Annotated in this window: 15 protein-coding genes and 1 pseudogene; 11 read left to right on the forward strand and 5 right to left on the reverse strand. The window is 61.7% G+C overall.

Translation table 11 applies throughout. The features are described from left to right. Window positions 1–84: 84 nt before the first annotated feature. Window positions 85–1,374: pseudogene (locus KVG85_RS26245) on the reverse strand (cache domain-containing protein); the annotation flags it as partial. A 290-nt stretch (window positions 1,375–1,664) separates the two neighbouring features. Here KVG85_RS26245 and KVG85_RS03280 point away from each other — a divergent pair. Next, on the forward strand, window positions 1,665–2,981 hold the full coding sequence (locus tag KVG85_RS03280) for a Na+/H+ antiporter family protein (RefSeq protein ID WP_056791374.1): 1,317 nt from the start codon (window positions 1,665–1,667) through the stop codon (window positions 2,979–2,981). 197 nt (window positions 2,982–3,178) lie between these two features. Continuing rightward, window positions 3,179–4,861: a methyl-accepting chemotaxis protein CtpM gene (gene ctpM, locus KVG85_RS26400; RefSeq protein WP_016775408.1), complete on the forward strand. Its 1,683-nt coding sequence runs from the start codon at window positions 3,179–3,181 to the stop codon at window positions 4,859–4,861. A gap of 200 nt (window positions 4,862–5,061) precedes the next feature. On the opposite strand, the gene KVG85_RS03290 is transcribed toward ctpM, so the two are convergent. Further along, window positions 5,062–5,997 (reverse strand): LysR family transcriptional regulator, encoded by a 936-nt coding sequence (locus KVG85_RS03290; RefSeq protein ID WP_122746855.1) that lies wholly within the window; start codon window positions 5,995–5,997, stop codon window positions 5,062–5,064. Between the two features lie 113 nt (window positions 5,998–6,110). Here KVG85_RS03290 and KVG85_RS03295 point away from each other — a divergent pair, with 113 nt between their 5' ends. From KVG85_RS03295 to KVG85_RS03305, 3 genes are all read left to right on the forward strand, one after another. Then, window positions 6,111–6,596, forward strand: a complete 486-nt coding sequence (locus KVG85_RS03295; protein WP_217862963.1) for a DMT family transporter — start codon at window positions 6,111–6,113, stop codon at window positions 6,594–6,596. Window positions 6,597–6,599: 3 nt separating this feature from the next. Further along, on the forward strand, window positions 6,600–7,052 hold the full coding sequence (locus KVG85_RS03300) for a DMT family transporter (RefSeq protein ID WP_016775406.1): 453 nt from the start codon (window positions 6,600–6,602) through the stop codon (window positions 7,050–7,052). A 483-nt stretch (window positions 7,053–7,535) separates the two neighbouring features. Further along, a complete protein-coding gene (locus KVG85_RS03305; protein ID WP_217862964.1) occupies window positions 7,536–7,703 on the forward strand; it encodes a metallothionein in 168 nt (55 codons plus the stop codon). A 22-nt stretch (window positions 7,704–7,725) separates the two neighbouring features. Here the strand turns inward: KVG85_RS03305 and KVG85_RS03310 are convergent, their stop codons facing one another. Together KVG85_RS03310 and KVG85_RS03315 are read right to left on the reverse strand one after the other, a co-directional pair. Next, window positions 7,726–7,998 carry a hypothetical protein gene (locus tag KVG85_RS03310; RefSeq protein ID WP_110646947.1) on the reverse strand — a complete coding sequence of 91 codons (273 nt, stop codon included), beginning with the start codon at window positions 7,996–7,998 and terminating at the stop codon, window positions 7,726–7,728. 49 nt (window positions 7,999–8,047) lie between these two features. Next, window positions 8,048–8,275 (reverse strand): DUF6555 family protein, encoded by a 228-nt coding sequence (locus tag KVG85_RS03315; RefSeq protein WP_016775403.1) that lies wholly within the window; start codon window positions 8,273–8,275, stop codon window positions 8,048–8,050. Window positions 8,276–8,421: 146 nt separating this feature from the next. Between KVG85_RS03315 and KVG85_RS03320 the strand changes: the two genes are divergently transcribed. The 5 genes from KVG85_RS03320 to mnmH all read left to right on the forward strand — a co-directional run bounded on the left by KVG85_RS03320 (window position 8,422) and on the right by mnmH (window position 12,922). After that, window positions 8,422–9,189, forward strand: a complete 768-nt coding sequence (locus KVG85_RS03320) for an AraC family transcriptional regulator (RefSeq protein WP_217862965.1) — start codon at window positions 8,422–8,424, stop codon at window positions 9,187–9,189. Between the two features lie 210 nt (window positions 9,190–9,399). Continuing rightward, window positions 9,400–9,573, forward strand: a complete 174-nt coding sequence (locus tag KVG85_RS03325; protein WP_073471384.1) for a DUF1427 family protein — start codon at window positions 9,400–9,402, stop codon at window positions 9,571–9,573. Between the two features lie 31 nt (window positions 9,574–9,604). After that, entirely contained in the window at window positions 9,605–10,561 is a 957-nt protein-coding gene (locus KVG85_RS03330) for a quinone oxidoreductase family protein (protein ID WP_217862966.1), read from the forward strand. 223 nt (window positions 10,562–10,784) lie between these two features. Beyond that, the gene (selD, locus tag KVG85_RS03335; RefSeq protein ID WP_024013506.1) at window positions 10,785–11,819 is read left to right on the forward strand and encodes a selenide, water dikinase SelD; all 1,035 of its coding nucleotides are present in this window, start codon (window positions 10,785–10,787) and stop codon (window positions 11,817–11,819) included. Then, on the forward strand, window positions 11,819–12,922 hold the full coding sequence (gene mnmH, locus KVG85_RS03340; RefSeq protein WP_217862967.1) for a tRNA 2-selenouridine(34) synthase MnmH: 1,104 nt from the start codon (window positions 11,819–11,821) through the stop codon (window positions 12,920–12,922). Before selD ends, mnmH begins: the two co-directional genes overlap by 1 nt. 109 nt (window positions 12,923–13,031) lie before the next feature. Here the strand turns inward: mnmH and KVG85_RS03345 are convergent, their stop codons facing one another. Then, window positions 13,032–13,706 carry a hypothetical protein gene (locus tag KVG85_RS03345; protein ID WP_039763430.1) on the reverse strand — a complete coding sequence of 225 codons (675 nt, stop codon included), beginning with the start codon at window positions 13,704–13,706 and terminating at the stop codon, window positions 13,032–13,034. Window positions 13,707–13,988: 282 nt separating this feature from the next. Between KVG85_RS03345 and KVG85_RS03350 the strand changes: the two genes are divergently transcribed. Beyond that, the gene (locus KVG85_RS03350; RefSeq protein WP_217862968.1) at window positions 13,989–14,687 is read left to right on the forward strand and encodes a glutathione binding-like protein; all 699 of its coding nucleotides are present in this window, start codon (window positions 13,989–13,991) and stop codon (window positions 14,685–14,687) included. Window positions 14,688–14,875: the final 188 nt, after the last annotated feature.

A 14,875-nucleotide genomic window follows, 5' to 3' on the forward strand; every position in this document is an offset into this window, starting at 1 on the left:
GGCGATGGCCGAAGACTGGTCAGCGGTGTTGCGCGCGTCCTGCACCGAGCGTTTCACCTCGGCGATGATCGGCTGCAACTTGTCGAGGAACTTGTTGAACCAACCGGCCAACTGGCCGAGCTCGTCCTGCTTGTCATAGGCCAGACGCCGGGTCAGGTCGCCTTCGCCGCTGGCGATGTCTTCAAGCATGTGCGCCACGCCGAGAATCGGTTTGGTCACGCTGCGCGCCATCAGCCACACCAGCAGCAAACCGATCAGCGCGGCGAGCAGGCCGAGGCTCAGTTCGATCAGCGTGCCCGAAGTGTTGCTCGCATCCAGTTGCTGCTTGAGCGCTTCGGCGCGGCTGACCAGGACTTTCTCCGGCACATCAAGCAGCACGCCCCACGCCGGTCCACCGGGAATCGGCTGGAACGGCGACAGCACTTTCAATTGGCCGTTGCTGTGCAGGCTGCTCACGCCAGTGCTCGCGGCGAGCAGGCGCAGCAACTCGCTGCCGCTGGCCTGATCCACCGCATCCAGGCGCTGGCTGAGTTTGCCGGCATCCGGGCTGTAACCGGCGAGCAGGCCGGCGGGGCTGACAATACTGACGGCGGTCTGACCGTCATACAGCTTGCGGCTGGCGTTCTGGCTGATCGCTTGCAGGCTGTTGAGGTTGATGTCGACCGACAACGATGCGATGACTTTGCCGTTGACCTGCAGTGGGAAGACGATGCTGGTCATCAGTACTTTCTGCCCGTCGATGACATAGAAGTACGGCTCGATCACGCACGGTTTGAGCGTGGTGCGCGGGCAGGTGAACCAGGCGTTGGCGGCCTGACCGCTGGGGCCGGTGCTGGTGTCGCTCATGTCGCTTTCCGGCAGCGCCATCGAAGTGACTTTGCCCGGGGTCGGCTGCGACCAGTACAGGGCAAAACGGCCCTTGTCGTTGCTGCCCAGCTCAGCCTGATCGGCGAACAGTTCGTCCTTGCCGTCCAGTGCATTGGCTTCGAACACCAGCGACAGGCCGAGCAGGTCCGGGTTGGCTTGCAGCGCGGATTTGACCTGACGGGTCATGTCCTCGCGCAGATCGAAGGCATCGAGAAAACGCTTCTCGGCCTGCTCACGCAAAAACAGTACCTGCCGCGAGAAACCGTGGCCGTACTGATAGGCGTCCATGAATTGCTGACGAATGCCGCCGGCCTGCACTTCACCTTGCGACTCGATCCGCGCCTGCGCCGACTCGGTGAGCATCTCCATGCTCGAGGCCTTGACCAGCGCCGAGCTGTGTTCCATGCGATACAGCGAAAGACCGACCAACAGGGTCACGATACCGGCCAGGCAGAGGCCGGCGAGCAGGGTGATTTTCCATTGGATGGAAAGTTGTCTGAGCGACATGGAAATATCCTTATCCGATAAATATCTGAGACTTTGCACTGTAGCGGCAGAAAAGCAGGTTTCTTGAGCGGCAAGCCACAAGCCACAAGCCACAAGCTGCAAGCCACAGGCGCTATGGCTATCGCTTTTCGCCTTTTTCTTGCCGCTTGAAGCTTGAAGCTTGAAGCTGCTTCCTTCAAAGTGCGCTCCCTTCTAATAAGACCCTCTGTACACCTCCGCCGGCCAACCCCGGGCGGACTCATCCTGTCTGGCGGTGTGTTTTCACCCGCAGTGTTTTTTGAGGTAGTGAAATGAATGCAGTCATAGCAGCCGTCGGCGTCATGCTGATCCTCAGCCTGTCGCGCGTGCATGTGGTGATCGCGCTGATCGTCGGGGCGCTGGTCGGTGGCCTGACCGGCGGTCTGGGCATCGACGCAACACTCAAGGCGTTCAACAGCGGTCTGGGCGGCGGCGCGACCGTGGCGTTGTCCTACGCCTTGCTCGGCGCTTTCGCCGTGGCGATTGCCAAATCCGGCCTGGCCCATGCGCTGGCCGACAAGGCCCTGGCCATGGTGGATCGGCAGCATGCAACCGGCGGCGGTAACGTCAAATGGCTGCTGATTGGCTTGCTGTGGGTGGTGGCGATTGCCTCGCAGAACATTCTGCCGATCCACATCGCATTCATTCCGCTGCTGGTGCCGCCACTTCTATATGTACTGACCAAGCTGCAACTCGATCGCCGTTTGATCGCCTGTGTCATGACCTTCGGCCTGATCACCCCGTACATGTTCCTGCCGGTGGGCTTCGGCAACATTTTCCTCAACGAAATCCTGCTGGCCAACGTCGCCCGCAGCGGCGTCGACATCAGCGGCATCAATGTCACCCACGCCATGGGCATTCCGGCGCTGGGCATGGTCTTCGGCTTGGCGATCGCGTTCATCAGCTATCGCAAGAAGCGCGTGTATGACCTGGCGAAGATCGAACAGGTCGAGCAGACGGCGGTGCACTACAACCCGCTGAGCCTGATGATCGCCGGTGTGGCCATTGCTTCGGCATTCGTGGTGCAGTTGCTGCTGGACTCGATGATTATCGGCGCTCTGGTCGGGTTTCTGATTTTCTCGGTGTCGGGCATCGTCAAATGGCGCGAGACCGATGACCTGTTCACCGAAGGCATGAAAATGATGGCGATGATCGGCTTCATCATGATCGCCGCCTCAGGTTTTGCCGAGGTGATGAAGGCCACCGGGCAGGTGCAGACGCTGGTCGAATCGTCGGCGGCCTGGATCAATCACAGCAAAGGCGTCGGGGCTTTGTTGATGCTGCTGGTGGGCTTGCTGGTGACCATGGGCATCGGTTCGTCGTTCTCCACCGTGCCGATTCTCGCAGCGATCTTCGTGCCGTTGTGCGTGCAACTGGGCTTCAGCCCGATCGCCATTGTCTGCATCGTTGGCACTGCCGGCGCGCTGGGCGATGCCGGTTCGCCGGCCTCGGACTCGACCCTCGGCCCGACCTCGGGTCTGAACATCGACGGCCAGCATCACCACATCTGGGACACCGTCGTACCGACCTTCCTGCACTACAACCTGCCGCTGCTGGTGTTTGGCTGGGTTGCGGCGATGGTTCTCTAAACGCCCCACCAACCCCTGTGGGAGCGAGCTTGCTCGCGAAAGCGGTGGATCAGTCGCAGTTGCAGCGACTGACACGACGCCTTCGCGAGCAAGCTCGCTCCCACAGGGGCCCGGGTATTTCCCGGACTCAACTTTTGCTCCGGCGTGCCGTTAAAGCCTTTAACCACGCCAACAAAATCAAAAGAGTGAGTCCCCCGATGCGCCTGAGTCTCAAGGCTAAAGTCCTGTCCCTTGCCGTTCTGCCGGTGCTGCTCTTCGCGCTGGTCATCAGCGTGACCACGCTGTTCATCCTTCAGGAACAGGCGCGCAAGGAAGTCGAACAGACCCGCGAGCGGCTGCTCAGCGACGCCAAGGCCACCCTGCAAAGTTACGTCGCCGTGGCCATGACCACGATCAAACCGCTTTACGACGCCGCCGCACCGGGCGACGACGCGGCGCGGGCGCAGGCGATCAAATTGCTCTCGGGCATCCGCTACGGCAAGGACGGCTACTTCTTCGGCTACGACTCCGAGACCGTGCGTCTGTTCAAGGCCAACGACCCCGACGGCGTGGGCAAAAGCTTCAAGGACAACCGCGATCCGAACGGCGTCTACGTCAACCTCGGCCTGGTCAAAGTGGCCAAGGACGGCACCCACTATCTGCAATACAGCTCGCCGCTGCCGGGCAACGCCAAGGTGCTGGTGCCGAAACTCGGCTACACCGAATACCTGCCGAAGTGGGACATGGCGGTCGGTACTTCGGTCAACCTCGACGGCATCGAAGCACAAGTGGCGCAGGTCGAGGCGCAAGTGCAGGAGCGCGTGCAAGGCGTGGTGCTGAGCATTGTCGGCGTCGCGGTGCTGGTGCTGTTGGTGATCGCGGCAGCGGGCATGCTGCTGGCCAACACCATTCTGCGCCCGCTGACCCTGATGAAAGCCAACCTCGACGACATCGCGGCGGGCGAGGGCGACCTGACCCGGCGCCTGAACATCACCAGTCAGGACGAACTCGGCGAACTGGCTGGCTCGTTCAACCGTTTCGTCGACAAGATCCACGGCCTGGTGCGGCAGATCACCGAGATGACCACGCAACTCACCGGGCTGGTTACTCAGGTCTCGGAACAGGCGCAGCGTTCCGATCAGGCCATGGAGCGTCAGCGCCACGAAACCGATCAGGTCGCCACGGCGATCAACGAAATGTCCGCCGCCGCCCAGGAAGTAGCCAAGAGCGCACAGAACGCCGCCGTCGCCGCTCAGCAGACCGACGAAGAAGGCCAGAGCGCCAAGCGCGTGGTCGCGGGCAGCATCAAACAGATTCATGCGCTGGTCGACGATATCCGCAACAGCGGCGTGTCGCTGGACAGCTTGCAGCAGGACGTCAGTTCGATTGTCGGCGTGCTTGGGGTGATTCGTTCGATTGCCGAGCAGACCAACCTGCTGGCGCTCAACGCCGCGATCGAAGCGGCGCGCGCCGGTGAGGCCGGTCGTGGCTTTGCGGTGGTTGCGGACGAAGTACGCGCACTGGCCAGCCGCACGCAGATCAGCACCCAGGAAATCCAGGGCATGATCGACCGCTTGCAGGCCGGCACGCAGCAGGCGGTCGAGGCCATGCGCCGGTCCAGCGAGGCCGGCGACGGCACTTCCCAGCAAGCCAATCAGGCCGGTGCATCGCTGGACGCCATGGCGCAGTTGATCGCGACGATCAACTCGATGAATGCGCAGATCGCCAGCGCAGCGGAAGAGCAGACGGCGGTGGCCGAAGAGATCAACCGCAGCGTGCATCAGATTGCGGTGGCAGTGGATAGCGTCGCCGATGAAACGCAACTGGGCGCGCAGACGTCACGCAGTCTGGCGGAGCTGGGACAGCGGTTGGGCAAGCTGGTCGGGCAGTTCCGCATCTGATGGCCTGAAAAGCCTCTCACCCTAGCCCTCTCCCAGAGGGAGAGGGAACCGATTGGGGAATATTGCGGGATTACGCCGACCTGAAAGTCCTGCTTTGAATCCATAATCGACGCGGTTTTTCAGGTCGATGCAGTAGGTGGGACACCTCGGTCGGTTCCCTCTCCCTCAGGGAGAGGGCTAGGGTGAGGGGCTCTTGATCTTCAGGCTCTGTCCCAATAGGGAATCTCGCCAAAGCACTCGACAAAAAAATCAATCACCGTGCGCACCTTCACCGACAACCGTCGGCTCCCCGGCCACAGCACGGCGATCTGCTGCGGTTCCAGGCTGTTCGACACCTGATATTCCCCCAGCACCGGCACCAGTGTGCCCTCGCGTACCGCTTCGCCAATCAGCCACGACGGAAACATCACCAGCCCCAGCCCCTGCTGAGCGGCCTGGGTCAGTGTGTCGGCGTGGTTGCCGGTGATCGGGCCTTTGACGGTGTACGGCGTCCAGTCCTCGCCATCACGGCGGAAAAACCAGCGCTGCTGACCGGCCGCGCCTTTGTAGGCCAGGCACTGATGTTGCGCGAGTTGGTCGGGATGCTGCGGCGTGCCGTGGCGTTTGAGATAGGCCGGGCTGGCCGCGACCTGAAAACGGTGCGGCGCCAGAATGCGTGCCTGCATGCTCGAATCGTGCAGCGCGCCAATGCGAAACAGCAGGTCGGCGCCTTCCTGTAGCGGGTCGACGTAATGGTCGGTTTGCTGGATATCCAGTTGCAGCTTCGGATAGCGCGCGCAGAGCTCGCCCAGCCAGGGCGTCAGATGGCGCTGGCCGAACACCACCGGGGCGTTGATGCGCACCAGTCCGGTGGGTTCGCTTTGCTGTTCCTGCAACGCCTGTTCGGCTTCTTCCAGTTGCACCAATAGCAGCCGCGCATGGTGGCCGAGCGTGCGCCCGGCTTCGGTAGGCGTGACGGCGCGAGTGTGGCGGTAGAGCAATTGCTGGTTGAGCGCCTGTTCCATCAATTGGATCTGCCGCGAAATGGAGGAGGGCGCGACACCTTCGCGGCGGGCGACTTCGGAAAAACTGCCGTGGTCGAGGACCGCTACAAACAGCCTTAACGCTTTGAATCCGAGTTCGTTGAGCCCGTGCATGCCATGTCTCGCTGTGCGTATTGCGCAAAAGTGTTGTCCGGATGCTCCCATTTATCGCACAGCGGCGCCAGCCGATAATCCGCGCCATTGTTTTTGAGCGTGGAAGGTTATGTATGCAGACGTTGGATGAAGGGGGGGTTGCTGCACCGGTGAAAAGATCGGTGTTGCGTCTGCTGTTGCTGCCGCTGGTGATTCTCGCTGGCATGGGCTTGTCGGTGGAGGCCGGTTTGCTCGGGCCGCTGGGTGAGCAGGTCGGGCATCTGTGGGCGACGTTGAGCATCTTCGGCGTGGGTTCGGCGATCCTGTTTTTGCTCTTGCTGTTCGCCGGTCCGCAAAAAGGGCCGGCGCTGACCGAGTTGCCGCGCTGGCAGTTGATCGGCGGGTTTCTCGGGCCGATCTACGTGGTGGTGCTGACGCTGGCGACGCCGCATATCGGCATCGCCATGACGATGATTGCGATTTTGTCCGGTCAGGTCGGCAAGAGTGTGCTGATCGACCATTTCGGCTGGTTCGGCGCGACGCGCAAGAAGGTCAACGGTGAGCGCTGGCTGGCGTTGGGCTTGATTGTGGTGGCTTTGGTTCTGATTGCGCGGGGGTGAGTGATGGGTCTGGTGATTTTGTTGGCGGTGGTGGTGTTGGCCGGTGCGGTGTTGAGTGTGCAGGCTGCGATCAATGGTCGTCTGGGTGAGACGGTCGGTGTGCTGCGCTCCAGTCTGCTGACCTTTGCGGTGGGCGCGGTGGTGACCGGGTTGTTGATTCTGTTTTTCGAACCGGCGCAGGCGGTGAGTCTGCTTGAGGTGCCGAAGTGGCAGTTGACCGGGGCGCTGTTCGGCGTGGTGTACATGATGGTGATGGTGGGCGCGGTGCCGGTGGTCGGGACGGCTGTGGCGACGGTGGCGGTGATTGTCGGGCAGTTGGGGATGGGGATGTTGATCGACAATTTCGGCTGGTTGGGGAATCCGGCGATCGGCTTGTCTCCGAGCCGGATGTTGGCGATGGTGTGTCTGGCGGTGGCTTTGGTGTTTATGTATCGGAGTTCGCGGCAGGCGCAGTGATTTTATTTGTTTGACTGTGTACATATCCGTTGCAGCGGGTGTTGCTTCTGGCGGTTCCGCTGTGTACGACTGCGTCGTTCGGTCGCTGCGCTCGCGTTTTGAGTGGTTAGGAGCGGGTGGTGTCTGGCTTTGGTTTTGTGCTGGGATTCGCCCCTCACCCCAGCCCTCTCCCGGGGGAGAGGGGGCCGATTTTCGCGCTTTTCAAAATCTGCGTTCGACTCGGTATTCCACGTCGGCGGGTTTCTCGCAATCATCTCGGTCAGTTCCCTCTCCCTCCGGGAGAGGGCTAGGGTGAGGGGCTTTTGATTTTTGCGCAGGTCTGTGCTGCGCGCAGTTGTTCTGTTGGAGCGAGCTTGCTCGCGAAAGCCATCTTCCGGTCGCTCAATCTCTCATCAATGACCCAGCCTGCAACACCACCTTCTACACTGTCCCTTATGGCTTGCTCGCAAGCCTCAGACAACCACCACGCAAGGAGTCTGTCCCATGTCCGACAAAAAATGCGACTGCCCGGGCTGCAACTGCACGATCAAAGAAGGCGAACATTCCTACGCTGTGCACCGCAAACACTATTGCTGCGAGGCTTGCGCTCATCACCACAAGGGCGGTGAAGAGTGTGCGATGAAGGGTTGCGGTTGCGCTCATCCGAAATAAGCGGGGCAAAAAAAAGTGGAGCCTAATCAGGCTCCACTTCCATTTTCAGACTGTCGTCTTCCTGTCGCTCAAAGTGCCTCACCGTGCCTTGCAGTGTTCGCCCTTCAACCTTGACCACGACAATCTTCGCTTGGTCGAGGTCTTCCGGTACCGGTGCCTGGACGCACAAGGTGAAGCGATAAGGGTCATCCGCGACCGTTTCCAGTGCGACTGCGCAATTCACCGTTTTGGTGATCTGGCCGAAGAAGGTGGTCAGGCCGTAGTCCAGTCGGGCCGGGTGATAAGTGTCGGTCATCGGTCGATTCCCCCTGTCGATTGCCAAGCCTGCGGTGAAGGCGGTGGGGTCAGTTGGTCTGGCGCCAGGTGACGTTTTCCAGGCCGAATTTTTCTGCCATCGGTTTGCTGGTCTTTTGTACTTTCTCGCGGCCGAAGCGCGGGATGCGACCCACGCCCGCGTCGCAGCTTGCCCAATGCCAGGCTTCGGCGTTGTCCATTTTGTCCGAGCGGATAATGAACGACTTGGGGGTGCCATGCAGTGTGTAGTCGATGACGTAAAGTTTTGCGTTGTTCATAAAGCCCGTATTCCTCCCTGTGGTATTAAACGGATCGCGCTGTGCCGGGAAAATTCATTCGGATTGTCCGACGGTAGCTATCGTTGGCGAGGGCGGGGCGTGCTGGTTACCATGGTGGCTTCGCCAACCCCCTGTGAACGCTCGCCATGGCCCTCGCCGCGCCCCCTGATCTGACCGACACCGATGTGCCCGTGCAACCGCTGGCGCGGACCTACCCTCGTGGCTTGTTCATCGAGCCGCACGAGCATGTCTGGGGGCAGTTGCTGTATGCGATGAGCGGGGTGATGTGGGTGGAAACCCCGCACGAAGCGCTGGTGGTGCCGCCGCAGCGGGCGGTGTGGTTGCCGCCGGGAGTGCCGCACGGGATTCGTGTGGTGTCGGATTTGCAGATGCGCAATATCTACCTGCGCCCGGCGCTGGCGGCGACCCTGGATGCGACGGTGCAGGTGATCGAGGTCGGCGGGTTGCTGCGCGAGTTGATCGTCGGGCTGGTGGCGCAGGGCGATGCCGGCGAGGCTGAGTATTACGATGCACTGGTCGGGCTGGCGTTGCTGGAGCTGCGCCGGGCCAGGCGTTCGCAACTGAAGATTCCGCTGCCGGACGAGTCCGACCGGCGTCTGATGAATCTGTGTCAGGCCGTGATGGCCGCGCCGTCGCTGGAGATTCCGTTCGAGCAGCATGCGCAGAACGCCGGGGCCAGTGTGCGTACGCTGGCGCGGTTGTTCAAGGACAGCCTCGGCATGGGCTTCGCCGAATGGCGACGGCAGGTGCAGTTGGCGACGGCGGTGGCAGCGTTGATTCAGGGCGTGGCGGTGAGCGTCATTGCTCGCGAACTGGGTTATTCACCGAGCAGCTTCAGCGACATGTTTCGCCGAGAGCTGGGGGTGGCGCCTTCGCAATTCTCGGCAACTTGAACAGATCCCGGTGGGAGCGAGCCTGCTCGCGAAAGCTTTGCACCAGGCAATGAAGTGCTGACTGGAAGACCGCATTCGCGAGCAGGCTCGCTCCCACACGGTTCTATGGCGGCTGCAGAAGGTTTGTCCGAAATTCAGAAGTCCTTGGCCGATACCGCTCCGCCCGTTTCCCTAGACTCTGCCCATCACTTATCGCGGCGGAGTTCCTCCATGAACTACCTCATTTCTCTGGCCATCGGCCTGGGCGTCGGCCTGCTCTACGGCGCGCTCGACTTCCGTTCTCCCGCACCACCGGCGATCGCGCTGGTCGGTCTGCTCGGCATGTTGGCCGGTGAGCAGTTGTGGCCGCTGGGCCGGCAACTGGTCGCTGGCTGGTTGTCCTGAATTTCCCTTTTTCCTTTCGATGGATGTGCCCATGAAAGCGTTGCAATTCGATCAGACCGGCGACCTGTCTTCCCTGCGTTTCGTCGACGTCCCGACCCCGGTGCCCGGCGCCGATGAAGTGTTGGTGCAGATTAAGGCTGCCGGGCTCAACCCCAGCGATGTGAAAAACGTCCTTGGGCGTTTTCCTTACACCACACTGCCACGGGTTCCGGGGCGGGATTTTGCCGGGGTGCTGGTCGAGGGGCCGCAAGCACTGATCGGTCAGGAAGTCTGGGGTACCGGGCGCGAGCTGGGCTTCTTCGCCGACGGCGCCCATGCGCAATTCGTCAAATTGCCGGCCAGCGGCGTGGCGCACAAACCGGCGCATTTGAGTTTTGCTCAGGCGGCCAGCCTTGGCGTGCCGTACACCACGGCGTGGGATGCGCTGGAACGCAGCCTGGTCAGCGCCGATACGCACTTGCTGGTGATCGGCGGCGGGGCAGTGGCCACCGCGGCTTTGGCCCTGGCAAAAGTACGCGGCGCGCAATTGCTGGCGGCGGCGCGCCGGCCCGAGCAGGTCGCGGATCTGCAGCAGCAGGGCTATCAGACGATTCAACTGGATAAGCCTGAAGACCTCGGTGCCCAGGTCAACGCGGTGTATCGCGGCGGCGCCGACGTGATCTTCGACACCACCGGTTTCTGGCTGCCGGCCTCGGTGGCGGCACTGGCCACCTTCGGCCGCATCGCCATCATCGCCGCGCCGGTCGACGGCCACGTGCAATTGCCGGCGCTGGCGCTGTATCGCAAGGGCGGTTCGGTGGTCGGGATCAACTCCTTGTTGTACGGCGTTGAGGCGTGCGCGGCGATGCTCGAGCAGTTCGGGCGGTTCTTCGATGAGGATCGCTTGCCGCTGCCGCAGGGCCTGGTTGAGGTGCCGCTGTCTGAAGGGCCGGCGCGCTATGCAGAGGTCAACCAGGGCGGTGGCGACAAGATCATTTTGCTGCCCTGACTCACGCAAACCCCTGTGGGAGCGAGCCTGCTCGCGATGGCGGTGTATCATTTAAACAGTCGGCGACTGACACTCCGCTTTCGCGAGCGGGCTAGCTCCCACAGGAAATCACGCTACAAATGTGGGAGCGAGCCCGCTCGCGAAAGGGCCGCTCGGTCAGCACAAAAATCTGCGCGCTCGCGCTCTGCTAGAATCCGCCCCATTCATTGCCAGAGACTCTCCCATGAGCGAGCCGATTCGTCTGACCCAATACAGCCATGGCGCCGGTTGTGGCTGCAAGATTTCCCCGCAGGTGCTGGAAGTGATCCTCGCCGGCAGCGGCGCACAGAACCTCGATCCGAAACTCTGGGTCGGCAACGCCTCGCGTGATGACGCGGCGGTGTATGCGATCGATGCCGAGCGTGGTGTGGTGTCGACCACCGATTTTTTCATGCCGATTGTCGATGACCCGTTCGACTTCGGCCGAATCGCCGCAACCAACGCAATCAGCGACATCTACGCGATGGGTGGCGATCCGTTGATGGCGATCGCGATCCTCGGCTGGCCGGTGAATGTGCTGGCGCCGGAAGTGGCGCGGGAAGTGATTCGTGGCGGTCGCTCGGTGTGCGACGCGGCGGGCATTCCACTGGCGGGCGGGCATTCGATCGATGCGCCGGAGCCGATCTTCGGCCTCGCCGTCACCGGTCTGGTGGAAAAACGCCACATGAAACGCAACGACACTGCTACCGCCGGTTGCCTGTTGTACCTGACCAAACCGTTGGGCATCGGCATCCTCACCACCGCGGAAAAGAAGGGCAAGTTGCGCGCCGCCGACGTCGGTGTGGCCCGCGACTGGATGTGCACCCTGAACAAGCCCGGCAGCCGCTTCGGCAAACTCGCCGGCGTCACCGCGATGACCGATGTCACCGGTTTCGGCCTGCTCGGGCACTTGGTGGAAATGGCCGACGGCAGCCAGTTGACCGCGCGCATCGCCTATGACCGCGTGCCGCGTCTGGACAGCGTCGAGTACTACCTCGATCAGGGCTGCGTGCCGGGCGGTACGCTGCGCAACTTCGACAGCTATTCGAGCAAGGTCGGCCGCGTGCAGGAGTTGCACAAACGCGTGCTGTGCGATCCGCAAACCAGCGGCGGTCTGCTGATTGCGGTCACGCCTGAAGGCAATGACGAGTTCCTCGGCGTCGCCGCCGAACTGGGCCTGAACCTTGCGCCGATCGGCGAACTGGTTGAGCGACAGACGAACGCGGTCGAGGTGATTTGATGCTCCGCGACTGCACCGACTACCGCGACATTTTCCTCAACGACCGACCAATGATGGATGCCCGCGCGCCGGTCGAGTTTCACAAAGGCGCGTTTCCCGGCGTGGTCAATCTGCCGCTGATGAACGATCTGGAACGGCAGAAGATCGGCACCTGCTACAAGCAGCATGGCCAGCAGGCGGCGATCGAGCTGGGCCACCAACTGGTGTCCGGCTCGGTCAAGGCCGAGCGCATCCAGGCCTGGGCCGACTTCGCCCGGGCTCATCCCGATGGTTATTTGTATTGTTTTCGCGGTGGCTTGCGCTCGCAGATCACCCAGCAGTGGCTGCGCGACGAGGCGGGCATCGACTATCCGCGCGTCGGCGGCGGCTACAAGGCGATGCGCAGTTTTTTGATCGACACCCTTGAGCAAGCCATCGCGCAGTGTGATTTTGTTTTGCTCGGCGGCATGACCGGTACCGGCAAGACCGAAGTGCTGGTGCAGTTGCGCAACGGTGTCGATCTGGAAGGCCACGCCAACCATCGCGGCTCCAGTTTCGGCAAACGTGCCACCGGGCAGCCGTCGAACATCGATTTCGAGAATCGCCTGGCCATCGACTTTCTGAAGAAACGCGATGCCGGGATCGAGCAGTTTGTGCTCGAAGACGAGAGCCGCGTGGTCGGCAGTTGCGCCTTGCCACTGCCGCTGTATCAGGGCATGCAGCAGTACCCGATGGTCTGGCTGGAAGATCGTTTCGAGGATCGCGTCGAACGGATCCTGCGTGATTACGTCATCGATCTGTCGGCGGAGTTCGCCTCGGTACACGGTGAAAACGGTTTTGCCTTGTTCTCCGAACGTCTGCTGGAGAGTCTCAACAACGTACAGAAACGCCTCGGCGGCGAGCGCCATTCGCGGATGCTGGTGTTGATGGAGCAGGCGCTGGCCGAGCAGGGCCGCAGCGGCGCGGTGGACCTGCATCGCGGCTGGATCCAGGGCTTGCTGCGTGAGTATTACGACCCGATGTATGTGTTCCAGCGCGAGAAGAAGGGCGGGCGGATCGAGTTTGCCGGGGAGCGGGGGGCGGTAATCGAGTATTTGCGTGCGAGGGTGAGTCAGAAGGCTTGAGGCGCAAGCGACTGGCCTCTTCGCGAGCAGGCTCGCTCCCACAGTTGAAATGCGTTCCCCTGTGGGAGCGAGCCTGCTCGCGAAGACGCAAGGTCAGGCGCTACAAAAATCAGGTCGGGCAAGTGTCCTTGCCGTTATCCAGCCCCTGCTTGTAGCTGTGGCTCTGCAGACTGGCCTTGCCGTTGTGCCACTTCAGGGTCAGCACATACAGCGAGTCGAAGTCATCGCCGGCCCAGTCATCGGTGATCTTCTGCCGCTCGCCCACTGCGTTGCCGGCGACCTTGTTGATCAGCTCCGGCAGGTAGCCGTGAGACCAGGCGGTGTAGATCGTCGAGTTGTGGTACTTCTCGTCCAGCAGCTCGCGGGCCAGATCGCTGGTGTCGTTGGCGGAGAACTCGATGTTCACCGGCAGGCCGAGCTTGATCGCGGCCGGGCTGATGGTCATCAGCGGACGAATGTAGCTGTAGGAATTGTCCAGCTCGCCTTCCTCGACGTTGCGCGTCGGGTTGGCGGCGAACACGTAGTCAGCCTTGCCGAATTTTTCCGGCAGCAGCGTCGACAGGTCGATGGCGCGGTTCAGGCCCTGGCAGTTGAGCTGGCCGAGGCCGCCTTCGGGCTTTTCCGCGTGGCGCAGGAACACCAGCGTCTGCGTGCCGTCCGCCGGTTGTGCGCGGCTTTCGCTGGATTCGAGGGACAGAAACAGCGCGCTGACTGCCAGCAGGGAGGGCAGGGCCACGTACGCGCGATGTTTGAAGCGTTTGGCGAAACTCATCAGGTTCGTCATCAATTTGAAGGTTCTTCAGCAAATCGGTTAAGGCTGACAAACCTTGGCACCGCGGGCTCCCAGCACCGGGTGTTTCCCTGTCGTGAACAGCTTCCTCTGCGAGAAAGGCATAGCTCAGAGTCCTGTAATGCCCGTTTGGTTCGATCCGGGCCATTGCGCAGCACTCTAACGGCAACCTTTGCGGGCATGCAGGCAGGTTAGCGACAGGATGTTACGGTTCGTGTAGGCGCAGCGGCGGGCCTACTTTATGATCGGTTTTCAATTTGTGACTGGATGCTTCCAATGACCGATCTGTCTGCATTCCCGATTACTCAGAAATGGCCGGCGCAGTACCCGGACTGGATTCAGCTCTACTCCCTGCCGACCCCCAACGGCGTCAAAGTGTCGATCATGCTCGAAGAGATTGGCCTGCCGTATGAGCCGCACCGCGTCGGTTTCGACACCAACGACCAGACCTCGGCGGAATTTCTCTCGCTGAACCCGAACAACAAGATTCCGGCGATCCTCGACCCGCATGGCCCGGAAGACCAGCCGCTGCCGTTGTTCGAATCCGGCGCCATCCTGATTTATCTGGCCGACAAAAGCGGCCAGTTGCTCGCTCAGGAAGGCGCGCTGCGCTACGAGACCGTCCAGTGGCTGATGTGGCAGATGGGCGGCGTTGGCCCGATGTTCGGCCAGCTCGGTTTCTTCAATAAATTCGCCGGCAAGGATTACGAGGACAAGCGTCCGCGTGATCGTTATGTCGAAGAGAGCAAACGCCTGCTGAACGTGCTCAACACTCGCCTCGAAGGCCGCGACTGGATCATGGGTGAGCGCTACACCATCGCCGACATCGCTACGTTCCCGTGGGTGCGCAATCTGCTTGGTTTCTATGAGGCCGGGGATCTGGTCGGGATTCAGAGTTTCCCCAATGTCACGCGGGTGCTGGAGCGGTTTCTCGCGCGCCCGGCGGTCATTCGTGGCCTGACCATCCCGTCCTGACACAACACAGTCGCCTCTGTGGGAGCGAGCCTGCTCGCGAAAGCTTCGTATCAGACACCATTTTCGTGTCTGATCCAGCGCATTCGCGAGCAGGCTCGCTCCCACAGGGGGAAATGCGCGATCAGCAGCAGGATTATTACAAGCCCGGTAACGCTCTCTTGATTGATCCAGGTTTGTCCCGCACCCGC

The organism is Pseudomonas triticicola (genome assembly GCF_019145375.1).
GTDB classification, from domain to species: domain Bacteria; phylum Pseudomonadota; class Gammaproteobacteria; order Pseudomonadales; family Pseudomonadaceae; genus Aquipseudomonas; species Aquipseudomonas triticicola.